The organism is Aquifex pyrophilus (assembly GCF_054656935.1).
Genome location: NZ_BAAHXJ010000003.1, coordinates 376,305 through 398,205, shown reverse-complemented (window position 1 = coordinate 398,205; position 21,901 = coordinate 376,305). Strand labels below are relative to the sequence as shown.

The following is a 21,901-nucleotide window of genomic DNA, read 5'->3' as shown; positions in this document are numbered from 1 at the left end:
TATGGAGGTTAGGATAAATAAGTTTCTTTCCGAAGCAGGAATAGCGTCAAGGAGAAAGGCGGAAAGGCTGATTCTTGAGGGTAGGGTAAAGGTAAACGGAGAGGTTGTGAGAAGTCTGGGGACGAAGGTAAATCCCGAGGTTGATATAGTAGAGGTTGACGGAAAGCCCGTAAAGCCCCAAAGGAAGAGATACATAATCCTTAACAAGCCCTGCTGTTATTTGACTCAGCTTGGAAAGTCAAGGGACGGAAGAAAAACGATAGAGGAGCTCATTAAGGATATTCCCGAAAGGGTTTTTCCCGTGGGGAGGCTTGATTACAATACCGAAGGTTTATTAATTCTCACAAATGACGGGGAGCTCGCAAACAGGATTTTACATCCGAGGTATAAACTTCCTAAGGTTTACTTTGCCCTCGTTGAGGGAAGGGTATCCCAGAAGACGTTAAGGGAGATGATGAGAGGGACCGAGCTTGAGGACGGCTTTGCGAAGCCAGACAGCGTGAGAATAGTGAGGTATGAGGGTAGGAATACACTCCTTGAGATAGTTTTTCACGAGGGGAGGAAGCACCTCGTAAAGAGGTTTCTCGCAAAATTCGGACATAAGGTAAAGAGATTAAAAAGGATAGCAATAGGTCCTATAAAGCTCGGTAAGCTATCTCCGGGAAAGTGGAGGGAGCTAAACAAAGGGGAACTTGCCCAGCTCTTTAGGGCGGTGGGGCTAAATTATAAATCCTATGGTAAGGGAAAGGGTAAAGGAAACACTGAAGGAGTTAATAGCCATTCCGAGCGTATCGGGAAAGGAAAGGGAGGTTCTTGAGTATATTGAGAGAAGGTTAAACTCCGTTGGGCTTGAGTTAAAGAAGCAGTTTGTTGAAGAAAACAGGTATAACCTCATTTACGATAATGGTTCTGACTTTCTCATATCCGTTCACGTTGATACGGTTCCCCCCGCGGGTTTTAAGAAGGCTTACAAGCCCGAAGAGAGAAACGGGAGGATTTACGGGAGGGGAGCGAGCGACGTTAAGGGAGCTGTTGCGAGTTTAATAACCGCGGTTGAGTGGTTCAAGAGGGATTTCCCCGATAGGGATATTCCCGTATCCCTTGCCTTTGTTGTGGACGAGGAGCAAAACACAGCCCTTGGTTCGGAAAAGCTCCCCGAGTTTCTTGAGGGTAAAAAGAGGTGTCTCGTTCTTGAGCCCACATACGGACTTCTTTGCACAAAGCAGATGGGAGCGGTTGAGTTCTCGGTAAAGGTGATGTGCAGGTCCGCTCACGGAGCAGAGTTTGAGAAAGTGGAAAATCCCACAAAGGTTTTTATAAACTTCCTGAAGGAGCTTGAGAAGGAACTCGGAAGGGAAGTTAACGTAATAATGATAAGGAGCGGTTCAAGGGTTTACACCGTTCCGAAGGAGTGCGAAGCTCTCCTTGAGTTTAAAGTTTTTGAAGGGGAAAGCCCTGAAGAGCTAATTGGGAAGATTGAGAAGGTTAAGGAAAGACTGAATACGGAATGTGATTTAAGCGTGAAGGTTGAGGATACGGAGGCTTTCCAGGTTTTTAATACGGACGGGCTTCTTCCCATCCTGAAGAGGGTTCTTGAAAAGGTTGAGGGGGAAGCAAAGGAAGGGGTTATGCCCTCCTGGACCGATGCGAGCAATTACCACAAGGCGGGCTATCACTGCGTGGTTTTCGGATACGGAAGCCTTCTTGACAGCCATACCGACAGGGAAAGCATATCCGTTGAGGAGCTTGAGAAGTTCACAAAATTCTTTTACGAGCTTTTTAAGGAACTTTCAGACTCTTAGGTTTTTTCTTCTTACCACCTGGAGGAGGTTGTGGGCGAGCCTTGTGGGTTCAGGTATGCGGTATATTGAGGTTTTTAAAACAAGCTCTATAGCGGTTTTAAGGCTTATGCGGTGTCCCACTGATACGTAAACGGGGGCGGTGTTGTCCTTCGTTCTCACGATAGCTCCTATAATCTTTGATTTATACCTGAGGTATGTATAGCTTCCCCTTTTCGGAGGGGGTTCTTTTCCGTATCCGAAGAGCTTTGATTTTGCAACACCAACGCTTACCTCTCCCGTCTCAACGCCGAAGTGGGAGGCTATCCCGCATCCCCTCGGATGGGCTATTCCCTGTCCGTCTATGAAGTAAGCGTCGGGCTTTACTTTTGCGGTTTCGTATAGCTTGAGAAGTAAAGGAAGCTCCCTGAAGGCAAGAAATGTGGGTATATACGGAAAATCAACGATATCCTCAACAACGTGTTCGTAAACGGGCTTTAAGGTTTTCAGGTCTATCACCACGAGAGAAGCCCATGCACGGGTGGGGTTTTCCTTAATATTCTCAAAGGTTAAGTCCATTCCACCTATGGTTTCTATCTTCTCAAAATCGTCCCTCGCTATTACCTTTTTTGCACACTCTATCTGAATTTTCTTGAGCCTTTCAAGGGTTTTTTCGTCTACTTTGATTTTACTCCCTCCGCTATCTCAAGGAAGTTCTTCAGTATATCCATTCCGTATTGGGAAAGAACCGACTCGGGGTGAAACTGAACGCCGAAGACGGGATAATCTACGTGCTGTATGCCCATAATCTCTTTATCGTCTGACTCCGCTGTTATCTTCAGAACTTCGGGCAAGCTTTCCTTTTCTATTACGAGAGAGTGATACCTTATCGCTTCAAAGGGTGAAGGTATGCCTCTGAAGACTCCTTCCCCCGTGTGGAAAATCTTTGAGCTTTTCCCGTGCATAAGCCTTTTCGCATTTACTATTTTTCCCCCGAAGGCATAACCGATGGATTGGTGTCCGAGACATACACCGAGAATGGGGTAATCCCTGTAATATTCCCTTATGAGGGGAACAGATATTCCCGCCTCCTTTGGGGTGCAGGGTCCAGGTGATATAACTATTGCGTCTGGGTCTATCTGTTTTACCTCTTCAAGCTTTATCTCGTCGTTCCTCCTTACAATCACCTCCGCACCGAGGGAACCGAGATACTGAACGAGGTTATAGGTGAAGCTGTCGTAGTTATCTATCATTAAAACCTTCATCTGTCCGTTTCTCCCACAACGGGGTCTATGCTTGCGAGAACCGTAACAGCGTCGGCTATATACCTGTCCTTCATGAGGTGGGGGTATATACACAGGTTGTAGAAGGAGGGCGGTCTTATCTTAACTCTGTAAGGTGTAGTTCCGCCGTTTGAGACCACGTAAAATCCGAGCTCTCCCCTCGGGTTTTCTCCGGAGGAGTATATCTCACCTACCGGTGCCTTTAATCCTATGCCGTCAAGAGAGAGTTTCAGCTTTCCTTCCCCTTCGTAAAAGAAGGGTTCGTTTTTTGACATCTTCTCAAGCTTTGCGACGCACTGCTCTATTATCCTAACGCTTTGCTTCATCTCTTCTATTCTCACGAGATACCTGTCGTAGCAGTCTCCAACCTCACCAACAGGTATGTCAAACTCAACCTCGTCGTAAGCGTCATAGGGCTCAAACTTCCTTATGTCGTAGGGTATGCCCGAACCTCTTATTACGGGTCCCGTAACGCCGTGGTAGTATGCCGCTTCTTTCGTTATAACTCCCACGTCCTTGTTTCTCCTTAGCCATATGCGGTTTCTCGTGAGTATGGTTTCCCAGTCCCTCAGCTCCTCGGGAAACTTCTTTATGAAAGCCTTTATAACCTCAAGGGCACCTTCGGGCAGGTCCATTCTCACACCGCCTATTCTGGGATATGAGATTGTGAGCCTCGCTCCCGTTATGCCCTCTATTATGTCCATTATCTTTTCCCTTTCCTTGAAGGCGTAAAGGAATATGGTGAGCGCTCCGAGGTCAAGGGCGTAGGTTCCGAGCCAGAGAAGGTGGGAGTTAATCCTCTGGAGCTCCGACATCATCGTTCTTATATACTTTGCCTTCGGGGGAACTTTATCGTGTATGCCCATAAGCCTTTCTATCGCAACCACCCATGCCTGATTTGAGCAGAGGGCTGAGAGATAATCCATCCTGTCGGTGTAAACGAGGAACTGGTTATACATCTCGTTTTCCGCAAGCTTTTCAACTCCCCTGTGGAGTTGTCCGAGAATTACGTCCGTTTGGACAATTCTTTCCCCCTCAAGGTCAAATAAGAACCACATGGTCCCGTGAGTTCCGGGGTGGAGGGGGCCCCAGTTGAGAACTATCTGGGCTTTCTTCTTTAACCTTTTCTTTTCCGTAACCTCAAGGTCCTCAAGGGTGGGAACGCGGGTATGCATACGCTCGTAATTCATCGTTCCCTCAAGGTTGTCCCCGAATATAACCTCGTTAAGGGAGGGAAGCTCCTGCTCGGGAATTCCCTCAAGGGGAAAGTCCTTTCTCAGGGGGAAGTAGGGGTATGTATCCCACATGAAGGCCCTAACGAGATTCTCGTGCCCCTCATACTGAATGCCGAACATATCATAGCATTCCCTTTCCGCCCACTTTCCCGCGAACCAGAGCTTCTCTATCGTCGGGAGTGTTCCGTTCGTCCTTGTTTTTACGATTACCCTCTTTTTCTCATCAACGTTGTAAAGTATATAGAAAGCCATAAACCTTGATTCTTTATCCTCGGGAAAGGCTATTATGTTTTCCTTCACAACCTTGTTGTATTCCTTCTCCTTCTCAAGTAGGTCCTTAAGGTCAACTACCGAGTGCTCAAGGAAGAGTTTAAAACCGAGCTTATCCTTTAGATACTTAAGTAGCTCTATGAGTTTATCCTTGGGGATGTGTATTGAGGTAGCGTTGCTCCCTTCCACCACCTTAGCTTCGGGGAAGAGCTTTAAGAGTTCCTGAAAATCGCTTTCCTTTGCCCAGGGCATACTTCTCCTCCGCTTAAAACTTTTTATTAATATAGCACCTCGGTGCTATCTTATATATGTAGTTATGCAGTTCCTGAAAGGGGATAAGGTCTTTAACTTTCTCCTTGGCCTCATATACGGATACAGAACCGTAAACATGGATATGAAGATAAGACCCCTCTCCGAGTTCAGAGAAGAAGAGTATAGGGATTTCACCCTTTATTACTTAAATAAGGAAAGGGGAGAGGTGAGCAAGGAAAAGCCCCTTGAGGATTGCAGTCATATAGTCGCCATAAAGGAGGACCACGAGGAGAAAAAAGTAAAGATTGTTATTTTTAAGAAATAGGTTTATAATAGAGCTTAGGGACTAAGAAGTCCCTTATGGCTTCTTGGCAAAGGAATAGGAAGTGTGCATCGGGATATAAAGATGCATTGATATTTTGATGATACGTTTATTTCCATTTTGAATAATGCGGAGAAGATAGGCCTGAATTTTTGAGCCTTTTCCCGCACTCCGAATTTCCGAAAATTAAGTGGAGTTTCTTGAATTCGGAGATTTCGTAAGTTATTGATAGAGCTTTATAATCTTTACAAAGGGTGCGGGGTTCCTAATTAACCGTGTGGAGCTCAAATAGAATGGAGATATGTCAGATTTCTGAAGCCATTTCAGTTAAAATAATTAATGGGAGGGGTTATGGAAAGGTTGAGATACAATTTAAAGTTTATAACGGAGGGATTTTTAGTAGGTGCGGATAAAAGTATTGCGGAGCTAAGAGCCCTTTCCCTCGTCGGAGTTCTTCGTTGGTGGTTTAGAAGCCTGCTTTATCCCCACGTTATTAATTCTTCTAAAGAACTTTATAAGTATGAGAGCGAACTTTTCGGAAACACGGAGAAAGCTTCCCCAGTGAGGGTAAGATTTAAAGAGAGAAACTTTAAACAGAAATCTGAAACAATAGATAAAGAAATAAAAGATTTAGATAGTTCAATATCTTATCTCGGATTTGGGAACTTTATGGGAAAAAGACAGAAGAAAGCCCACCTTCAGACGGGAGATTACAAACTTGAGTTTATTCTTACAAACGGTAATTTAAAGGAAAAGCTTGAGCCTTTGCTTTATATCTTTTCCCAGCTTGGTAGTATAGGAAGCAGGAACAGGCGAGGGTTTGGAAGCCTGGTCTTAATTCCTCAAGGAGAAAGCGTATATAAGGATTGGGGAAGATTCCATAAAGGAGAACTATTAAAGGCCTACAGGGATTTTTTAGAGCAATTTGAAAAGGAAAATAGCCACGATTTCCCCTTTGAGATTTATGAGTTCAGGAGATTCAACGAGCCTTTAGAAGCTCTTAAAACAATAGGTGAGTGTTACAGGCAATTCAGAAGGAAGCTTGATAAGCTTTCTAAAAATAACTTAAGAAATTATTTAAGGGAATACGGTCTGAAAAAGCCCTATTTTGGGCTTCCTATTATGTATAAGAGGGGAAAAATAAAAGCAAATCTGAAAATAGAAGAAAACAAAACCAGATTCCCGAGTCCTGTGAGGTTTAAGGTGATGCCCTCAATTCAAGGTTATACTGTTTTAATTATTCATCAGAAGTACTTATTTGAGCCTTCGGAAAATTGGGAAATTATTGTTGAGGGATACGGAAAACAAATTTATACGTTTAAGTCATTTAACAGAAGAGTTTTCTACGACTTCATAAAAAGCATAGGAGCAAGGGAGGTAATTAAGTGAATCTCCTTCTGTTTTCTTTCTCTCCCGTGCAGGGGTTCCTATCAACCTCAAGAAAAACAAAGGATTTATTTGCGGGCAGTTATATAATTTCTTACCTTACGGAGGAGGTTATAAATAGACTTAAACTAAAAGATAAAGTAATCTTTCCCGTATAAAGAAAACTTATAAGGCTCTTGCAAACTATCCCAACAGGTTTGTAGCTGAAGTGGCCTCCGAAGAAGTTAAAGAACTTGCGGAAAAAACATTCAGAGAAGTCTGGAAAGAGATTTACCAAAAGGTCTGGGAAGAGCTTATTAGAAAGGATTCTTCCCTTTCAAAGGTTGAAGGGCAGTTCAAGAAACAGATTGAAAGTTATTTCTCCACCTTTTCCGTCGTAATTGACATTAATGGAAGAGATTATTCATCCGCTTATGCTTCTCTTGAAAAGAAGCACGGGGCTTTAAAGTCTTTCAGGCCTTATATACCTCGCAGAGGAGTTTATTAAACTTTCTGAAGAATTCATAAAGGAAAGCCTAAAATACTTTAATGAGGAGAGTAAAGCCCTTAACAACTACATGAACATGCTATATGTAGCGAGATTTATAGCAAATAAACTGGGGGAGGAATATGAAAATATTTAAAGTTATTTCGAAAAATCCTTTATGGTTTGGCGGATTAAAACACTTTACAACTGAAGAACACTACATATCCGGTATAAATCCACCGAATATAATGAGGTTCTTTCATTTAATTCCAAAAAAACGAGGGTATACTTGGTGTGTTTCTATGGGATGAAAACGAGAAGGACCTCCTCTTTACAGCTCCTTCTGATATCCTTGAGAGGGGGATAGTAGGAGGTAGCTACAAACTGGCAAAATATGACGAAAATCTCGGATACCCTTACGCTCAAACGGAAGGGGCTTACGAAAGTGTAAAGGGAAAGCTAATTTACGGAGCTCCTTTCAAAAACTGGATTTTGGGAAAGGAAGAGGGACTACGTATTGAGAGCATAGATAGATTCATAAAAAAGGAACCGAGAGTTGGGATAGCCCTTGACCGAAAAAGCGGAACCGCAAGGGAAAAACATCTCTACTTTCACGAAAGGCTCAGATTCGGAGAGATAAATAAAGATATAAAGCTTTGCTTTATTTCGGAAAAAGTGGAAGTTTATGAGGGCTTTGTGGGAGGGGAAAGAAATCCATGTGAGATTCAGGAGGAATTACTGCTGGAGCATATAGAGGAAATACTTTTTCAGAATTTAGATATACTTCCGGAAATAACCTACAAGTTTTATATATTAACCCATACGTATATAAGCGATAATTTAAACTATCGCTCAAAACCGGTAATAAGTTTAAAGGATAAAGAAGGGAAGTTATGTAAATTTAAAATCCTGTGGCTTTTTTCCGCAGGAACTGAAATCGTATCGGGAAGAGGTAAACCTTTCATAAACACAATTAAACCGGGAAGCGTGTTTATTTTAAAGGCTCTTGAGGAATGTAATGATTTCCGTTCTCCCTGTCAGATTTACGACTATCCGAACGTTTTAAATACAGGTGAGCAATTTTTAAAAAGGGGGTGGAATACGGGCATTCTAATAAAAGAGGGAGGTGAAAAGAAATGAAAAACACTGAAACCTCCCTTCTCAGGGTTCTAACGCCACTGCATATAGGAACGGGGCAGGGAACGGGATACGTTGACCTTCCCATATACAGGGAAGTTCACACAGGGTTTCCCGCAATTCCCGCAAGCTCAATAAAGGGAAACGTAAGAACGGAAAAGATATACGAAGTTGCCCAAAAGCTTAAGAAGAAACCCGATGAGGTTGATAGGTTGGTTGAGAAAGGAGAGGATGAAAGCGTAAGAGAGCTTTCTAAGCTTTTCGGCTCAAAGAAAAACGAGGGCAAGGCGGTCTTTACCGACGGGAGAGTTCTTCTCTTTCCCGTGAAGTCCCTGAGGGGTATATTTGCCCTCATAACTTCTCCTTACGTTATAAACAGGTTCTTAAAGGATATAGAAAAGGGCGAATTTAGAATAAGCCTTGAAGATAACAGCTGTATAGCTCTCTCGGATACGGTTAAAGTGGATAACAGCGTAGTTCTTGAGGAGTTCGTATTCAGGTGCGTTAGGGGTGCTTTCCCCGAAGAATTGGAAAAACTCCCCCTTGAGGAGGAGTATAAAAACAGAATGGTTATAGTGAGCGATAACGTGTTTTCCCATATGGTTCGCAACTACACAGAGATACAGACCCACATAAAGGTAAACCCCGAAACGGGAACAGTGAGCGAGGGACACCTCTGGACAGAGGAATACGTCCCGTCGGAAACGGTTTTTTATTTCCAGTTAATCAACGGAGAAAATCTTCTTAAAGGCGTTAATACGCTCCAGCTTGGAGGAAATACCACGACGGGGAAAGGCGTTGTGGAGGTGCTGAAGTTATGAAGAACTTGGAACAGTTAAGGTGTAAAGTAGCTTACGAGTGCGTTAAAGAGATAAAAGATATGAATAACGATAAACTGGAGGAGAAATACAGCTCTCTTGCCAGAAGACTGCCCGCAATGATAGCCCAGAACGGTCTTCTCACCACAATAGCCTTCATACACTCAAAAGGAGAAGAAGAGCACGAAAAAGTATTAAATCACCTCTTAAAATACGTTGAAGAAAGATTTGGAAAGAAATACAATACCAATGAATTCATAACCGAGCTTTACAACATGAAAACCGAGATATATCTCTTTTACACCAACGATTTGTTAAACTTTGCGGTTTGGTTAAAAAGAATGGCAGAAGGGGAGTTAAAACATGAGGATAAAGAATATTAAAAATTTACTGGAAAGAAAAGTTTCAAACTCAGCTTTATTTTTTTATAAGCTCGGAACGATATATATGCTTTCTGAAGAAGATATGAAAAAAGGAAAGGAAATAGATAAAAAAAGTTTAAAAAGAAGTTTTTGAATGAATTTTTAAAGGTTCTGGACGATACAGAACTTGAAAATGGAAGAAAACTCCTGGAGAGAAGTATAAAACTGGCCTCTCAGAGGTATAAGAGCGTTTCCTTTAAAGGTGAGCTGGGCTTCAGGTTAGTCTCTGGAATGGGATACCCTTCCCCTATAGAGAACGGATTTCTTTTTCACCACACCTACGGAATTCCCTACATTTCCGCAAATGCTATAAGAGGCTTAACAAGATACGTTTATCTATTAAAAGAGCATAAAGAAGAGCCAACGGAGGAATTAATAAGAAAATATGAAAGCGGAAGAATTGAGGATGAAAAGTATGAGATTATTTTCGGAAACCAGAAAAAAGAGGGAAAAGTGGTTTTCTTTGACGCATATCCGGAAAGTTTAAAGAGAGAAAACTTCGTTATAGACGTTATGAATCCGCACCTTTTTAAGTATTATGAGTCAAAAGGGGAGAAAAATCCATCGGATTGGTATAATCCCGTTCCAATTCTTTTCCTTTCCCTTGAAGGTGTTTCCTTTGTGTTTACAATAGGCGTAAAAGAGGGAATTTACGAAGAATATCTGGAAGAGGTTAAAACTCTGCTGAAGGAAGGGCTTGAAACTTTTGGTGTAGGGGCAAAGACGAGGAGGGGATACGGATGGATGGAGGTAAAGGATTGAGGAAAGGGAACGGAAAGAAAAAATATATTTAAGAATCAGGGAAGATAGGCTGGGGGAAATTATCAATAACCTTACTTAGCTATATTTGAAAGCACGAACTTCGCTATGCCCACACCTCCTGCGGAAGCGAGCTTCTCGCTCACCCCTTCAAGGAATGCGTCGTAATACATTCTCGTCGTGAAACTTTTTTCGGAAAGCATGGATTCAAAGGCTACTTTTAATATTTCTTTTATAAAGATAGCCTCAAGCTCCTTTGAAAGCTCTTCGGGATTTTTCTCGACGAGCTCCCTGTACGTTAATGAGGAAGGAGGGAAGTAAACCTTACTCAACCTTTATCCTCTTTGACTTTGCAGGTTTTCTCTCTGTTTCCTTAATCCTCTCTTCAAGAACCTTTATCTCGTAATCAAGTATGGTCTTGAATATCTTCAGAACCGAGAGGGGTATCGCATAAAGGTTTTTCATAACCTCTTCCCTTACCTCTTTGGGCGGTATGCAGAACTCCATAATGTGGAAGAACTCCCTCCTCATCTCCTCAAGCTCTTTTTCCATCGTGGGGGTTTTTAGCTCTTCCGTTTGAACCGCTTCCTTTTTTTGCTCCATAGAATATAATTTAAGCACTTGGATAGAGGATAAAGCGATGATTGGAGCGGTATTTGAAAAGCTATGTCCCAACTGCGGTGGAGAGATTACTTCATATAGACTCCTTAGGGGTCTTCCCTGTGAGAAATGCATTCCGAATGAGGTTAAGAGGGAAAGGGTATGTTCGGAGATAAAAGAGGGGAAGTTTAAGGATTTTTGCAACCTTCTTGACGAGCTGAGGGAGTGGGAGGTGTTTTTCAAGGAAAGACTCGGAACTTCTCCTTGGAGTTTACAGAGGTCCTGGGCTCGGAAGGTTTTCCTTAACCGCTGTTTTGCGATGCTCGCACCGACGGGCGTAGGCAAGACCACCTTCGGGCTCTCAATGGCCTCATACCTTGCGGGTAAAGGTAAGCGTTCCTACATAATCCTTCCCACACAACTCCTCGTTGAGCAGGTTTCCGAAAGGCTGAAGAGGTTCGGGATAAAGGAAGAGGACCTAATAGTCTGGGGAAAGCTCACAGAAAAGAAGAAAAAGGAGTATAAGGAACGAATAGCGAGTGGGGATTTTAAAGTTCTCATATCAACCTCTATGTTTCTTTACAAGAACTACGACATACTTCCGAAGGATTTTGACTTCATATTCGTTGACGACGTTGACAGCTTTCTCAAGACCGCCAGGAACGTTGATAAGGTTTTATACCTCCTCGGGTTTTCGGAAGAGGATATAAATAAAGCCTTTGAGCTGATAAAACTTAAGGAAAAACCGAAAAAAACGGAGGAGGACTGGGAGGAGATAAGGAGAAGAACGGAAGAGTTAAAGGAGATAGCAAAGAAGAGAAAGGGGGTTATAGCGGTCTCCTCCGCTACGGGAAATCCCCGTTCAAACAGGATTAAGCTCTTCAGGGAGCTTCTTGGCTTTGAGGTAGGAAAGCCCGTTCTCTTCCTCAGGAATATCGTTGACCTTTACGAGGAAGTGAATAACCTTGATAGCGTTCTAGTTGAAAGGGTGAAGGAGCTCGGAAAGGGCGGGCTCGTTTTTGTATCTTCCGATTACGGAAAGGAGAAGGTTGAGGAGATTAAAAAGCTCCTTGAGGAGAACGGAATAAGGACACTCACTTACGAGGAAAAGTTAGAACCTTTTGAGAGGGGAGAGGTTGACGTAGTCATAGGTATTTCCTCTTATAGGAATCCCCTTGCGAGGGGTGTTGACCTTCCCCACGTTGTGAGGTATGCGGTATTTTACGGCGTTCCTAAGATAAAGGTTTCCCTCAAGGTTGAGACCTCCGTTTCCCATCTCCTCTGGGCGCTCCTTTCCCTCAGACCGCTCATAACCAAGGATAAGGAGCTTAAGGACTACGTTAAGAAGGTTGATAATTGGATACAGAGGCTGAGGAGATACTCCTTCCTGAGCGAGGAATTCGTGGAAAACAACGTTGAGTTAAAGGAAAGGATAGAAAACCTAACGAAGGAGATAAGGGAGTTCTTACTCAGCGAGAGCTTGATAAAGAAGATTAAGGAGTCGGACGAGATAACGCTCAGGATATCCGAGGGAGGGTATGAGCTTGTAGTTGCGGACGTGACCGGATACCTCCAGGCAAGCGGAAGAACCTCCCGCATGTATGCCGGTGGTCTCACGAAGGGGCTCAGCCTCGTTCTCGTTGACGATAAGAAAGCCTTTAGGAACCTTGAGAAGAAGGTAAGGTGGTTCAATCAGGATATAAGCTTTAAACCTTTATCCGAGGTAAACCTTGAGGAGATATTAAAGGAGATAGACGAAGACAGGAGAAAGGTGAGGGAGATACTTGAGGGAAAGGTAAAGCCCGAATACAAGGAACACGTAAAGCCCGTTCTCGTTGTTGTTGAAAGCCCGAACAAGGCAAGGACAATAGCCAACTTCTTCGGAAAGCCCGTAAGCAGGAAGTTGGGGGGCATAGACGTTCTTGAGGTCATGGTGGGAGACCTTTATTTGATGATTACAGCGTCCCTCGGGCATATACTTGACCTCATAAAAAACAGGGCGTTCCACGGGGTTATAGTTCAGGACGGGGAATACATTCCCGTGTATGAGATTATAGAAGGAAAGGAGAAGGTAATTGAGGGATTGAGGGAGGTAGCCCAGGAGGTTGATACCGTTCTCGTGGGAACTGACCCGGATACGGAAGGTGAGAAGATAGGGTGGGATATAGGGGCGCTTCTCAGCCCCTTTATGGAGAATATAGAGAGGATAGAGTTTCACGAGGTCACGAGGAAAGCCATAAGGAACGCTATATCAAATCCGAGGGATTTTAACGAGAACCTCGTAAAGGCTCAGCTCGTGAGGAGGATAGCGGACAGGTGGGTGGGCTTTGAGGTTTCCCGTATCCTTCAGCAGACCTTTGATAAGAGCTGGCTATCCGGGGGAAGGGTTCAGATTCCAGTTCTGGGATGGATAATAGAGAGGGAGAAGCTATACAGGAAGAAGAAACACGTCGTCCAGATAACCTTTAAGGAAAACGGAAGGTGGTTCAGGCTTGAGTATGAGTTTACAGACAAGAAATCCGCAAAGGAGTTTTACGAAAACCTTAAGGAGATAAATGTTGAACTTCTTGAGGAGTGGGAAGAGGAAAGAAAGCCCCTTCCCCCCTTCACAACGGACACGATGCTTAAAGAGGCCTCCGACAGATACAGGCTTCCCGTCCCCAAGGTTATGTCCCTTGCCCAGGAGCTCTTTGAATATGGCCTTATCACTTATCACAGAACGGACTCAACGAGGGTCTCGGACGTCGGTATAAACGTGGCAAGGGAGTGGATAAGCGAAGAGCTCGGGAGCGATTACTTCACACCGAGAACCTGGGGAGAAGGAGGAGCCCACGAGTGTATAAGACCAACAAAGCCCCTTGACGTTGAAGACATAAGGTCTATGATTTATGCGGGACAGCTCCAGAACCTGACGAGGGAGCACTTACTCCTTTACGAGCTCATATTCAAACGCTTCATGGCTTCCCAGATGAGACCTGCAAAGGTAAAGGTAAGGAAAGTGAGAATAAAAGCCCTTGATAAAGAAACGGAATATAAACTCAGCGTTGATATTACCCAGGACGGCTTTAACAGGGTTTACGGCATAGAGCTGAACCCCAACCTTGAGGGAAGGATATACGTTGAGGACAAGAAGGAGTTAAAGAGCGTTCCTATGGCTTACCTCTACACTCAGGGAAGTCTCGTTGAGGAGATGAAGAGAAGGGGTATAGGAAGACCCTCAACCTACGCAACGATAATATCAAAGCTCCTTGAGAGGGGATACGTTATAGAGCGGAACGGCTTCCTCATACCGACCAAGCTCGGAAAACAGGTTTACGAGTTCCTAAAAAGTAAGGAGAAGATAATTCCCTTCGTTTCTGAAGAGTTCACGAGAAGGCTTGAGAAGCTCATGGACATGGTTGAGGAGGGCAAGGAGGATTATAGGAATATACTAAGGGAACTGTATAATGAGGTTAGGGAGTTTGAGAAAGCGGTTGTGGAGTGAGGAGGTAAAAAAATGTTTGAGGTAAGGGAAGAGGAGATTGTTGCAAGGAGCGTAAGAATAGAGCCTATTGGAAAGCCCGAGCGTTGCAGGGATGCGGAAAACTCAAAGTTCTGGTGTATGAAGGTGAAAATAGTCTTTGACAACGGAGAGGAGAGGGAGTACACACTGAAGGGATACAGCGAGATAAAGGAGCTTGAGAACTTCCTAAACAACAAGAAGAACATACAGGACATACTTAACCACGGATACGTTCTCCTGAAGAACGGAGAGATAAGAGTTTACTATCCCACGGTTGAGGAACTTTCAAAGAAGTATGAGGAGCAAAGACCCAAGAGGAGAACCGCAAGGAAAAAAGAAGGCTCTTAAGGACCTATGTGTCTTATGAATGCGGGAATTTCTTCCGTCCTGAGCCATCCCGCACGCTCAAGCCTTTCGTCTATATACTCCTCGGGCTTTCCGAGTTTCTGAGCGAGATACTTAACGAAATCCGCCCTCCTTCCCTTGAACTTCTCTATTTCTTCTTCCGAAACCTCAGGGAATATGAAGGTTACCCTCCTCTTTATCTCGTTCCAAACTTTACTGCTGTCGTATATGGAGAAGGTCTTATCCCTCACTCCTGTAACAACCGTGAGCTCCTTGAGAAGCTTTATGTTTTCGGGGTCGTTTATGAGTATGGCTTCCGCCATCACGGGGTCAACGGTGTAATAAAGTCCAAACAGCTTTCCGAGGAGTCTTCTCTTGGTTCTCATAAAGAGGTGTAGCTTATCGTGAACTTCGGGAACCTTGTCGTGAACGAGCTCGTAGTAATTGAGAAGCTCAAGCTCCCTTCCGCCCAGATACCTTATATGGGATGCAAGACCGAGAATATCGTATTTTTCCGCGGTTATCTGGGGTTTCTTTTCCTCTTTTTTCTCCTCTTCGGGGTATTTGACCTCAACGTCCTCGTGTATGGGTGGAACTATATGCCATCCGGGGGCTTCCCATCCCGCCTTCCTGAGAATCTGCTCAGCTCCCGATTCGTCTATGTTATACCTCTCCATGAGGAGCTTCTTCAGTCCTTCCCTGTTTTTGTAATACTTGTCGAGCTCCTCGTCGGGTATATCAACCTCAACGTAAACGAGCTTTTCCTTTCCCGTATCGGGGTCCCTTATTATTATGTTTTTCCTACCTTTTAGGTTTCTCTTTATGAAGGACCACTCCTCGGGAGTCATCACGGGGTCGGGGTGAACGCCTGGAGAGAACTCGCTCTCAAGCTCAAGATAAGGAACGCTTTCATACCAGGTTGCGAGGTTAAGCTTGTCCTCTATCATCTCCTCGGGCTCTCCGAGCCTTTCCTTCACATATTCTATGAACTCCTTCCTCTTGAACTTGAACCTGTCTATCTCCTCAAAAGTGAGCTGTGGGAAAAGGATTTTTAGCTTATACCTTATGTAATCCCAGTTTCCGAAGAGGTTCTGGGGCTCAAGAACGTCCTCAAAGTAGGGATGCTTTTCCATAAACTCAAAGAAGTAGCTTACGAAGGTTCTAACCTTGGGGTCTGTTGACATCAGTATCTCTATAAACCTGGGGTCGTAAAACTTGAGAATGGTCAATAGCCTCGCTATGTTTATCTTCTTTATGTTGTGAAGATGGCAAAACTCAATTCTGTAATCCTTGGGAAACTTGTGGTTATTCTTGCAGTAATCGTTTAATAAATCCATCTCCCTCTTTATGAGCTCCCTGAAAATGACCGCCTTCTCGGTTCCGTTTATTTTTTCTTTTGTTACGAGTGTTCCAAGTAAATCCATCTTCTCCCACCTCCTTTAACTTTTACTTTATCCCTTCTTCCTTTCCCTTTCAATTCAGAATTCTTATAACTTGCTCAAAAATCTTTATAGGACTTATATCAAGACACTTGTAGTTTATCGGACACTTTCCCTTGCCGTGTATATCGCAGGGCTGGCAATCAATGCATTTGCAGAAAACTATCCCCTCATTGGGGTAAAGGGAAAAACCGAGGGTTGGATGAGTTCCCCCGTAAATCTGAACAGCCTTCGTCCTTACAGCCCTTGCACAGTGAAGAAGTCCGCTGTCGTTTCCTATAAAGAGCTTCGCCCCCTTTATTACCGCAAGAACGTCTATTAGCTCAAGCTTTCCGCAGAGGTTTATTCCGGGAAAATCCCTTGATAGCTCGTAATCCCTTTTATCCCCGACTATTACGACGTTAAAGCCTTCCTTTATAAGAAGCTCAGAAAGCTCCCAGTAATGGGGATACCTCTTTTTTTCATACTTCGCCCCCGGTGCTATAACCACGTAATCCCCGTAAAGCTCCCTGAACCTCTTTACCCTCTCCTCGGAAACCTTTATAAACGGTCTCGGGTTTTTTATCTCGGCTATTCCCTTTAAGCTCTTTGCGTATGCCTCTGGAACGTAGTAAGGCTTCCTGAAAAGCTTAAAGTGAACGGATAGCCTTCTCCTTATACTTTCCTTTGGGTAGCTTCTCCAGCTTCCGCCAAGAATTAGCCTCACGAGATAGCTTCTTAAGTTCTTATGAAGGTCTATCTTAAGCTCGTAAGATTTTTTTAGCTTCTTTAGGTCCTTCAATAAATTTTCTTTCGTCGTTTCTATAACGTTTACCCTGTCATCGTCAAGAAATAAATTTCCGTAAGGTTTGAATGTTAGAAGGTCAATTTCATACCCCTTTTCCCTGAGGGGCTCAAATAAGCAGGAGGTTAGAACGACGTCCCCCAAAGAAGAAAAACGGAGTATTAAAGCCCTCATAACACCCCACCGATAAAGGAAGCGACAATCGGTATTAACAGGTTATCGTCAAGGGGAAGCTTTAAGCTCTCAACAAAAGCGGACACAAGGGATATTAAAAATGCCTTTTCAAGCTCGGTGATGAAAAGGAGTGCTATAAAGCTTGAGAGGAAGAAGGCAAGACTCCCCTCAAGGCTCTTTTTAGGATTGTAAAAAAGTCTCCTCTTCCCGAAATAATGTCCGATTAGTCCCGAAAATCCGTCTCCCACAGCGAGGACGACAATCCCGTAAACCGCATCTTTCCCAAAAAGAAGGTAAGATATAAAGATACCGAGAAGAGCGTAAAGGGATTGAATTCCGGGCTTTTCAAGGTTCTCCTCCCTTTCAAATAGGTCTATAAAAAGCTTAAAAAGGGGGTAAATCTTTTCATTTTTTAAAACTAAAAGAAGGTTCAAAAGGATGCCTGAGGAAAAAATAAAAATGTTCAACCAGAAGGGAAAGTATAAAACGGGGATTATAAGGAGGAGGAGTGAACATATGTGAAAGAGCTTTCTCCTCAGCTCAAGCATTAAACTTAAAATTATGACACCCTGCGAGCGTTTAAACAACGTTCTTGAAAGGATAGAAAAGGCCTGTGAGAGAGCGGGAAGGGGAAAAAATTGTGCGAGACTGCTCGGAGCCTCAAAAACCGTTCCCCCCGAAAGAATTAAGGAGTTTTACGAGTGCGGGCTTAAGCTTTTCGGAGAAAACAGAGTTCAGGAGTTCCTCAAAAAATACGAGGCTCTCATGGAGCTTGATATTGAGTGGCACTTTATCGGACAGCTCCAGACGAATAAGGTTAAGTATTTAATGGGGAAGGTGAGGCTCATTCACTCCCTTGATAGAAAAAGCCTCGCGGACGAGATACAAAAAAGAGCGTTCAAGAACAACCTCGTTCAGGACGTCCTGATAGAGGTAAACGTGGGGGGTGAGGAAACAAAAGCGGGCGTCTCCCCCGAACACTTAAAAGAGCTTTTTGAGTATACCCTTGAGCTTCCCAACCTGAGGGTCCTCGGACTTATGACAATACCGCCCTACCTTGATAATCCAGAAGATGTAAGACCTTACTTCAGGAAGCTCCGTGAACTTAAAGAAGAGCTTGAGAGGGATTTTAACGTTTCCCTTCCCCACCTTTCCATGGGAATGTCTCACGACTTTGAGGTTGCCATAGAGGAAGGGGCTACAATAGTGAGAATAGGAACGCTTCTGTTCGGAGAGAGGAAATACTGATGGAGCTCAAATATAAAATTTGGTTTGAGGAAAAGGGAGAGCCCGTTCTTACCGAGCTGAAATACAGAATCCTGAAGGAGATTAAAAACACGGGTTCCATTAAAGAGGCTTCAAAAAGGCTTGGGATATCCTACAAGAAAACCCTTGAACACATAAAGGTTATGGAAAAGAGGCTCGGGAAGAAAATAGTTGAGAGGGAAAGGGGAAAAGGTGCCAGGATAACTCCCGAGGGAGAGAAACTCATAAAGGAATACGAGGAAGCCAAAAGGCTATTTGACAATATAGTTAAATCCTTATACAGGTGAGTTAAAATAGAACTAAAAATCCCGAAGGAGGTTCGTTAATGCAGATGGATTCCGACTTCAAGATAGGTTATGAGCTTCTTCAAAAGTTTAAGGAACAGCTTGAAGCCCTTGCAAACGCAAAGAACGAGATGGAACTTCTTGAGACTATAGAGGCTATTAAAGAACCAATTAGGAACGCTACATACAGGATTAAGGTCGGTAACGGTCCCCTGAAGGAAGAGCTTTTCTCAGCTTTATCCGTGATTGTGAGGGAGATAAGGGAGTTTAACAATCCCGAAGAGCTCAAAGAAAATGCTAAGAAAGTCCTTGAACTTTTAAATAACCTTGAAGCTCAGGTGTCCGCTTAAATAATTTTGGGAGGGGAGAACCCCCTCCCTTTTGAAAATTATTCGTTGAGAACCTCCCCAACTCTTCCGACGAGTTCTTCGGAAGGCTTGAGTGTCTTCTTTCCGGGTTCCCACTTTGCAGGGCAAGCTTCTTCGGGGTGAGACATGAGGTATACGTTTGCCTTCATCTTCCTTAAGAGCTCGTCCGCGTTCCTACCTACGTTGTAGTAGTTAACCTCGCTTCCTACGAGCATTCCTTCGGGGTTAATTATGAAGGTTCCCCTCAGTGCGAGTCCCGTGTTCTCGTCGTAAACACCGAAGAGTCTGGATATCTGTCCCGTGGGGTCAGCTCCCATGGGATACTTCACGTTCTTGAGAAGGGGTTCATCCCTGTGCCATGCGAGGTGAACGAACTTCGTGTCCGTGGATACGGATATAACCTCACATCCGAGTTCCTTGAGCTCGTCATACTTTTCCGCAAGGTCCGCAAGCTCCGTGGGGCACACAAAGGTGTAGTCAGCGGGATAGAAGAAGAGTATTACCCACTTCCTTTCCTTTAGGAGGTCCTCAAGAACTATCTTTCCGAACTTACCCGTGGAAGGGTCGTAAATCTCCATCTCAAAGTTGGGAACTCTGTCTCCTACCCTGAGAGGGCACTCGGTTATTATTTTCTTAGCTATCTCCTTTACATCCATGGCTCACACCTCCTTTGAAAATTATTTTCAATTAAATATTATACTCAGATTTCAAACTTAAACAAGTTCCTTAACCTTGTTTACAACCTCGTCGTAGTTGGGCTCCTGGGTTATCTCGGGAACGAGCTGTATGTAGGCTATCTTTCCTTCCCTGTCAACTATGAAAACAGCCCTTGCAAGAAGTCCCTTAAGGGCTCCCTCTCCTATGAGAACGCCGTATTTCTCCATATCCCTGTATCTGAAGTCGGAAGCTATGGTTACGTTCTGGATGTTAAAACTCTCACAGAACCTCTTCTGGGCAAAGGGTAAATCCATGGATACAACGGTGACGTCAACGCCCTGCATTCCTGCCATTATCTCGTTGAACTTCTTCGTTTCCGTTTCACAAACGGGTGTATCAAGGGATGGAACGGTGATTATAACCTGAACCTGGTCCTTTTTTCCGCCTATTGCCTTTTCCTCAAGGTCCTTGGTGACGACAATAGCCTCTGGAGCTCTATCCCCGACATTCAGGGTAGGTCCAACGAGTGTTACGGGATTTCCCTTTAAGTTAACCGTCTGTGCCATCTTTACAACCTCCCTTTAATCATTCTTTACTCAAGGATTATAAATTGAGAAAGATTTTTAATTAATGATTAAGGTCAAGGTCACTTGAATTTATTCGTAATGGGCATTCTCCAATCCTTGCCGAAAGCCCTCGGTGTTATCTTCGTTCCGATAGGTGCCTGCTTTCTCTTATACTCGCTCTTCCTTATCATCGCAATGGTTTTATAAACCGCATCTTTCGGAAGTCCCTTCTTTATTATCTCCTCTGGAGAAAGCCCTTCTTCTATGTAAAGTTTTAGAATTCTGTCAAGAACCTCGTAAGGGGGAAGTGTGTCCTGGTCCGTCTGGTTTGGTCTCAGCTCCGCGGAAGGGGGTTTTTTGAAAACCCTTTCGGGAATATCAGGGCTTTTCTCGTTCCTGAACCTTGCGAGTTTATAAACGAGGGTTTTATACACGTCCTTTATGGGGGCAAATCCCCCCGCCATATCTCCGTATATCGTTGTGTATCCGACCGCGGTTTCGCTCTTGTTTGAAGTAGCGAGGACTATATAACCGAACTTGTTTGAGAAGTAAAAGAGTATATTTGCCCTTATCCTCGCCTGTATGTTTTCGTCCGCAACGTCAAACCTAAGCTCACAAAGCTCCTTCTCAAACTCGGAAAAGTAAGTCTTATAAATACTTTCTATGGGTATTACGTGAAACTCTATACCAAGGTTTTCCGCAAGCTTTTTTGCGTCCTCATAACTCTCCCTTGAGGAGAACTGAGAGGGCATGTATATTCCGACGACCCTTTCCTTTCCGAGGGCGTCAACCGCAAGGCAGGCAACGAGGGAGCTATCTATACCTCCCGATAGCCCCAAAACAGCCCTCTTAAAGCGGTTTTTATTTACGTAATCCTTAAGACCGAGCTTTAATGCTTCGTATATCTCCTCAAGCCCCTCGGGTGAAGGCTCAACCCTCCCCTCAAGGTAAGGCCTTTCCTCAAGGTTTATCTTCGCTTTTACCTCAACCCTTTTAGCTTTTGAGCTTGCCTCTCTCCAACGCAGGTCCGTAAGTCTCTTTCTCCTCACCTTATCAAGCTCAAGGCTTACCGTGAGAATGTCCTCCTCAAAGGCTTTTGCCCTTGCAACAATCTCCCCGTCGGGAGAAACTACGAAGCTCCTTCCGTCAAAAACGAGCTCGTCCTGCCCTCCGACGAGGTTTACATAACAGACGAAAGAGAGGTTATCCTCCGCCCTCGCCTTTACAAAACTTTCCTTAAAGGAGTATTTACCCACGTGGTAGGGGGACGCGTTTATATTAACGATAAGCTCAGCCCCCGATAGGGCTGTTTCCCTCTCAACACCGTCCGGATACCATATATCCTCGCATACGGAGAAGGAAACCTTATAACCGTTTATATCTATCATTAAAGGCTCTTCCCCCTTCCTGAAGTATCTGTATTCGTCAAAAACGCTGTAGTTGGGAAGGTGGTGCTTCTTATAAACGCCGAGAACCTTTCCCTTATAAACAACCGCGAGAGCGTTGTAAAGGTCAAACTCGTAATAAGGAGTCCCGAAGACAATAACAACGTCGTAATGCATACTCTTGTTAACCACGTCCCTGAAGGCTTCCATACAAGCCCTTAAAAAATACTCCTGGTGGAGAAGGTCTTCGGGCGGATAGCCCGAAAGGGAAAGCTCGGGGAAAACTATGATGTGGGATTTCTCCGAATACTCCTCAATTACCTTAAAAATCTTCTTTTTATTTCCCTCTATATCACCTACGGTGAAATTCAGCTGTGCGAGGGTAAGGTTTAACATTCCTGTA

At 44.0% G+C, this 21,901-nt stretch carries 27 protein-coding genes; 16 read left to right on the top strand and 11 right to left on the bottom strand.

From position 1 onward, the window contains the following. Nucleotide 1 precedes the first annotated feature (1 nt). A complete protein-coding gene (locus tag ACYQZ0_RS02725; protein ID WP_459774983.1) occupies nucleotides 2-817 on the top strand; it encodes a pseudouridine synthase in 816 nt (271 codons plus the stop codon). After that, nucleotides 735-1,802 (top strand): M20 family metallopeptidase, encoded by a 1,068-nt coding sequence (locus tag ACYQZ0_RS02720; RefSeq protein ID WP_459774981.1) that lies wholly within the window; start codon nucleotides 735-737, stop codon nucleotides 1,800-1,802. Before ACYQZ0_RS02725 ends, ACYQZ0_RS02720 begins: the two co-directional genes overlap by 83 nt. Here ACYQZ0_RS02720 and ACYQZ0_RS02715 read toward each other — a convergent pair. Genes ACYQZ0_RS02715 through ACYQZ0_RS02705 form a run of 3 tightly spaced genes read right to left on the bottom strand, consistent with a single transcriptional unit; the run spans nucleotide 1,791 to nucleotide 4,818 of the window. Beyond that, nucleotides 1,791-2,465 carry an endonuclease V gene (locus ACYQZ0_RS02715; protein WP_459774990.1) on the bottom strand — a complete coding sequence of 225 codons (675 nt, stop codon included), beginning with the start codon at nucleotides 2,463-2,465 and terminating at the stop codon, nucleotides 1,791-1,793. The genes ACYQZ0_RS02720 and ACYQZ0_RS02715 overlap by 12 nt on opposite strands. Further along, on the bottom strand, nucleotides 2,456-3,043 hold the full coding sequence (locus ACYQZ0_RS02710) for an anthranilate synthase component II (protein ID WP_459774980.1): 588 nt from the start codon (nucleotides 3,041-3,043) through the stop codon (nucleotides 2,456-2,458). Before ACYQZ0_RS02710 ends, ACYQZ0_RS02715 begins: the two co-directional genes overlap by 10 nt. Next, on the bottom strand, nucleotides 3,040-4,818 hold the full coding sequence (locus ACYQZ0_RS02705; RefSeq protein ID WP_459774978.1) for an NADH-quinone oxidoreductase subunit D: 1,779 nt from the start codon (nucleotides 4,816-4,818) through the stop codon (nucleotides 3,040-3,042). Before ACYQZ0_RS02705 ends, ACYQZ0_RS02710 begins: the two co-directional genes overlap by 4 nt. 64 nt (nucleotides 4,819-4,882) lie before the next feature. Between ACYQZ0_RS02705 and ACYQZ0_RS02700 the strand changes: the two genes are divergently transcribed. The 9 genes from ACYQZ0_RS02700 to cmr6 all read left to right on the top strand — a co-directional run bounded on the left by ACYQZ0_RS02700 (nucleotide 4,883) and on the right by cmr6 (nucleotide 10,131). Beyond that, complete coding sequence (locus ACYQZ0_RS02700; RefSeq protein ID WP_459774977.1) at nucleotides 4,883-5,143, top strand: hypothetical protein; 261 nt, start codon at nucleotides 4,883-4,885, stop codon at nucleotides 5,141-5,143. 336 nt (nucleotides 5,144-5,479) lie between these two features. Continuing rightward, nucleotides 5,480-6,529, top strand: coding sequence for a type III-B CRISPR module RAMP protein Cmr1 (cmr1, locus tag ACYQZ0_RS02695; RefSeq protein WP_459774975.1), 1,050 nt, complete (start codon nucleotides 5,480-5,482; stop codon nucleotides 6,527-6,529). Further along, nucleotides 6,526-6,684, top strand: coding sequence for a type III-B CRISPR-associated protein Cas10/Cmr2 (locus tag ACYQZ0_RS02690; protein WP_459774973.1), 159 nt, complete (start codon nucleotides 6,526-6,528; stop codon nucleotides 6,682-6,684). The genes cmr1 and ACYQZ0_RS02690 overlap by 4 nt, the downstream gene beginning before the upstream one ends. Before the next feature lie 50 nt (nucleotides 6,685-6,734). After that, complete coding sequence (locus ACYQZ0_RS02685; RefSeq protein WP_459774972.1) at nucleotides 6,735-7,013, top strand: hypothetical protein; 279 nt, start codon at nucleotides 6,735-6,737, stop codon at nucleotides 7,011-7,013. Nucleotides 7,014-7,286: 273 nt separating this feature from the next. Continuing rightward, nucleotides 7,287-8,132 (top strand): type III-B CRISPR module-associated Cmr3 family protein, encoded by an 846-nt coding sequence (locus tag ACYQZ0_RS02680; protein WP_459774970.1) that lies wholly within the window; start codon nucleotides 7,287-7,289, stop codon nucleotides 8,130-8,132. Then, nucleotides 8,129-8,950: a type III-B CRISPR module RAMP protein Cmr4 gene (gene cmr4, locus ACYQZ0_RS02675; RefSeq protein ID WP_459774968.1), complete on the top strand. Its 822-nt coding sequence runs from the start codon at nucleotides 8,129-8,131 to the stop codon at nucleotides 8,948-8,950. Before ACYQZ0_RS02680 ends, cmr4 begins: the two co-directional genes overlap by 4 nt. Continuing rightward, nucleotides 8,947-9,330, top strand: coding sequence for a type III-B CRISPR module-associated protein Cmr5 (gene cmr5 / locus ACYQZ0_RS02670; protein WP_459774967.1), 384 nt, complete (start codon nucleotides 8,947-8,949; stop codon nucleotides 9,328-9,330). The genes cmr4 and cmr5 overlap by 4 nt, the downstream gene beginning before the upstream one ends. After that, on the top strand, nucleotides 9,311-9,463 hold the full coding sequence (locus tag ACYQZ0_RS02665) for a hypothetical protein (protein WP_459774966.1): 153 nt from the start codon (nucleotides 9,311-9,313) through the stop codon (nucleotides 9,461-9,463). The genes cmr5 and ACYQZ0_RS02665 overlap by 20 nt, the downstream gene beginning before the upstream one ends. Then, entirely contained in the window at nucleotides 9,460-10,131 is a 672-nt protein-coding gene (gene cmr6, locus ACYQZ0_RS02660) for a type III-B CRISPR module RAMP protein Cmr6 (RefSeq protein WP_459774964.1), read from the top strand. Before ACYQZ0_RS02665 ends, cmr6 begins: the two co-directional genes overlap by 4 nt. 71 nt (nucleotides 10,132-10,202) lie before the next feature. Here the strand turns inward: cmr6 and ACYQZ0_RS02655 are convergent, their stop codons facing one another. Further along, nucleotides 10,203-10,460, bottom strand: coding sequence for a hypothetical protein (locus tag ACYQZ0_RS02655; protein WP_459774963.1), 258 nt, complete (start codon nucleotides 10,458-10,460; stop codon nucleotides 10,203-10,205). Next, on the bottom strand, nucleotides 10,453-10,731 hold the full coding sequence (locus ACYQZ0_RS02650; RefSeq protein ID WP_459774961.1) for a hypothetical protein: 279 nt from the start codon (nucleotides 10,729-10,731) through the stop codon (nucleotides 10,453-10,455). Before ACYQZ0_RS02650 ends, ACYQZ0_RS02655 begins: the two co-directional genes overlap by 8 nt. A 37-nt stretch (nucleotides 10,732-10,768) precedes the next feature. Between ACYQZ0_RS02650 and rgy the strand changes: the two genes are divergently transcribed. Next, nucleotides 10,769-14,212, top strand: a complete 3,444-nt coding sequence (rgy, locus tag ACYQZ0_RS02645; RefSeq protein ID WP_459774960.1) for a reverse gyrase — start codon at nucleotides 10,769-10,771, stop codon at nucleotides 14,210-14,212. 12 nt (nucleotides 14,213-14,224) lie between these two features. Further along, nucleotides 14,225-14,578 carry a hypothetical protein gene (locus ACYQZ0_RS02640; protein ID WP_459774958.1) on the top strand — a complete coding sequence of 118 codons (354 nt, stop codon included), beginning with the start codon at nucleotides 14,225-14,227 and terminating at the stop codon, nucleotides 14,576-14,578. Here ACYQZ0_RS02640 and ACYQZ0_RS02635 read toward each other — a convergent pair. The 3 genes from ACYQZ0_RS02635 to ACYQZ0_RS02625 are packed head-to-tail and all read right to left on the bottom strand — an operon-like array spanning nucleotide 14,575 to nucleotide 17,520. Continuing rightward, entirely contained in the window at nucleotides 14,575-15,999 is a 1,425-nt protein-coding gene (locus ACYQZ0_RS02635) for a hypothetical protein (protein WP_459774957.1), read from the bottom strand. The genes ACYQZ0_RS02640 and ACYQZ0_RS02635 overlap by 4 nt on opposite strands. Before the next feature lie 49 nt (nucleotides 16,000-16,048). Then, nucleotides 16,049-16,972, bottom strand: coding sequence for a glycosyltransferase family 9 protein (locus ACYQZ0_RS02630; protein WP_459774956.1), 924 nt, complete (start codon nucleotides 16,970-16,972; stop codon nucleotides 16,049-16,051). Next, nucleotides 16,969-17,520, bottom strand: coding sequence for a diacylglycerol/polyprenol kinase family protein (locus tag ACYQZ0_RS02625; protein ID WP_459774954.1), 552 nt, complete (start codon nucleotides 17,518-17,520; stop codon nucleotides 16,969-16,971). The genes ACYQZ0_RS02630 and ACYQZ0_RS02625 overlap by 4 nt, the downstream gene beginning before the upstream one ends. A gap of 13 nt (nucleotides 17,521-17,533) precedes the next feature. On the opposite strand from ACYQZ0_RS02625, the gene ACYQZ0_RS02620 reads away from it, so the two are divergent. Genes ACYQZ0_RS02620 through ACYQZ0_RS02610 form a run of 3 tightly spaced genes read left to right on the top strand, consistent with a single transcriptional unit; the run spans nucleotide 17,534 to nucleotide 18,872 of the window. Then, nucleotides 17,534-18,220 carry a YggS family pyridoxal phosphate-dependent enzyme gene (locus tag ACYQZ0_RS02620; RefSeq protein ID WP_459774953.1) on the top strand — a complete coding sequence of 229 codons (687 nt, stop codon included), beginning with the start codon at nucleotides 17,534-17,536 and terminating at the stop codon, nucleotides 18,218-18,220. After that, entirely contained in the window at nucleotides 18,220-18,525 is a 306-nt protein-coding gene (locus tag ACYQZ0_RS02615; protein ID WP_459774951.1) for a winged helix-turn-helix domain-containing protein, read from the top strand. Before ACYQZ0_RS02620 ends, ACYQZ0_RS02615 begins: the two co-directional genes overlap by 1 nt. Before the next feature lie 38 nt (nucleotides 18,526-18,563). After that, on the top strand, nucleotides 18,564-18,872 hold the full coding sequence (locus ACYQZ0_RS02610) for a hypothetical protein (protein WP_459774950.1): 309 nt from the start codon (nucleotides 18,564-18,566) through the stop codon (nucleotides 18,870-18,872). A 38-nt stretch (nucleotides 18,873-18,910) separates the two neighbouring features. Here the strand turns inward: ACYQZ0_RS02610 and ACYQZ0_RS02605 are convergent, their stop codons facing one another. The 3 genes from ACYQZ0_RS02605 to ACYQZ0_RS02595 form a co-directional block, all read right to left on the bottom strand. After that, nucleotides 18,911-19,546 (bottom strand): peroxiredoxin, encoded by a 636-nt coding sequence (locus ACYQZ0_RS02605; protein WP_459774949.1) that lies wholly within the window; start codon nucleotides 19,544-19,546, stop codon nucleotides 18,911-18,913. A gap of 57 nt (nucleotides 19,547-19,603) precedes the next feature. After that, the gene (gene tpx, locus ACYQZ0_RS02600; RefSeq protein ID WP_459774948.1) at nucleotides 19,604-20,113 is read right to left on the bottom strand and encodes a thiol peroxidase; all 510 of its coding nucleotides are present in this window, start codon (nucleotides 20,111-20,113) and stop codon (nucleotides 19,604-19,606) included. Nucleotides 20,114-20,193: 80 nt separating this feature from the next. Then, nucleotides 20,194-21,894 carry an NAD+ synthase gene (locus ACYQZ0_RS02595; RefSeq protein ID WP_459774947.1) on the bottom strand — a complete coding sequence of 567 codons (1,701 nt, stop codon included), beginning with the start codon at nucleotides 21,892-21,894 and terminating at the stop codon, nucleotides 20,194-20,196. Between the last annotated feature and the right edge of the window lie 7 nt (nucleotides 21,895-21,901).

What these genes read in the sequence shown, in the direction of transcription:
- ACYQZ0_RS02725 (WP_459774983.1), top strand. Translation starts at nt 2, where the DNA reads ATGGAGGTTAGGATAAATAAGTTTCTTTCCGAAGCAGGAATAGCGTCA.
- ACYQZ0_RS02720 (WP_459774981.1), top strand. Translation starts at nt 735, where the DNA reads ATGGTAAGGGAAAGGGTAAAGGAAACACTGAAGGAGTTAATAGCCATT.
- ACYQZ0_RS02710 (WP_459774980.1), bottom strand. Translation starts at nt 3,043, where the DNA reads ATGAAGGTTTTAATGATAGATAACTACGACAGCTTCACCTATAACCTC.
- ACYQZ0_RS02705 (WP_459774978.1), bottom strand. Translation starts at nt 4,818, where the DNA reads ATGCCCTGGGCAAAGGAAAGCGATTTTCAGGAACTCTTAAAGCTCTTC.
- ACYQZ0_RS02700 (WP_459774977.1), top strand. Translation starts at nt 4,883, where the DNA reads ATGCAGTTCCTGAAAGGGGATAAGGTCTTTAACTTTCTCCTTGGCCTC.
- cmr1 (WP_459774975.1), top strand. Translation starts at nt 5,480, where the DNA reads ATGGGAGGGGTTATGGAAAGGTTGAGATACAATTTAAAGTTTATAACG.
- cmr4 (WP_459774968.1), top strand. Translation starts at nt 8,129, where the DNA reads ATGAAAAACACTGAAACCTCCCTTCTCAGGGTTCTAACGCCACTGCAT.
- cmr5 (WP_459774967.1), top strand. Translation starts at nt 8,947, where the DNA reads ATGAAGAACTTGGAACAGTTAAGGTGTAAAGTAGCTTACGAGTGCGTT.
- ACYQZ0_RS02665 (WP_459774966.1), top strand. Translation starts at nt 9,311, where the DNA reads ATGAGGATAAAGAATATTAAAAATTTACTGGAAAGAAAAGTTTCAAAC.
- ACYQZ0_RS02650 (WP_459774961.1), bottom strand. Translation starts at nt 10,731, where the DNA reads ATGGAGCAAAAAAAGGAAGCGGTTCAAACGGAAGAGCTAAAAACCCCC.
- rgy (WP_459774960.1), top strand. Translation starts at nt 10,769, where the DNA reads ATGATTGGAGCGGTATTTGAAAAGCTATGTCCCAACTGCGGTGGAGAG.
- ACYQZ0_RS02640 (WP_459774958.1), top strand. Translation starts at nt 14,225, where the DNA reads ATGTTTGAGGTAAGGGAAGAGGAGATTGTTGCAAGGAGCGTAAGAATA.
- ACYQZ0_RS02635 (WP_459774957.1), bottom strand. Translation starts at nt 15,999, where the DNA reads ATGGATTTACTTGGAACACTCGTAACAAAAGAAAAAATAAACGGAACC.
- ACYQZ0_RS02630 (WP_459774956.1), bottom strand. Translation starts at nt 16,972, where the DNA reads ATGAGGGCTTTAATACTCCGTTTTTCTTCTTTGGGGGACGTCGTTCTA.
- ACYQZ0_RS02625 (WP_459774954.1), bottom strand. Translation starts at nt 17,520, where the DNA reads ATGCTTGAGCTGAGGAGAAAGCTCTTTCACATATGTTCACTCCTCCTC.
- ACYQZ0_RS02620 (WP_459774953.1), top strand. Translation starts at nt 17,534, where the DNA reads ATGACACCCTGCGAGCGTTTAAACAACGTTCTTGAAAGGATAGAAAAG.
- ACYQZ0_RS02615 (WP_459774951.1), top strand. Translation starts at nt 18,220, where the DNA reads ATGGAGCTCAAATATAAAATTTGGTTTGAGGAAAAGGGAGAGCCCGTT.
- ACYQZ0_RS02610 (WP_459774950.1), top strand. Translation starts at nt 18,564, where the DNA reads ATGCAGATGGATTCCGACTTCAAGATAGGTTATGAGCTTCTTCAAAAG.
- ACYQZ0_RS02605 (WP_459774949.1), bottom strand. Translation starts at nt 19,546, where the DNA reads ATGGATGTAAAGGAGATAGCTAAGAAAATAATAACCGAGTGCCCTCTC.
- tpx (WP_459774948.1), bottom strand. Translation starts at nt 20,113, where the DNA reads ATGGCACAGACGGTTAACTTAAAGGGAAATCCCGTAACACTCGTTGGA.
- ACYQZ0_RS02595 (WP_459774947.1), bottom strand. Translation starts at nt 21,894, where the DNA reads ATGTTAAACCTTACCCTCGCACAGCTGAATTTCACCGTAGGTGATATA.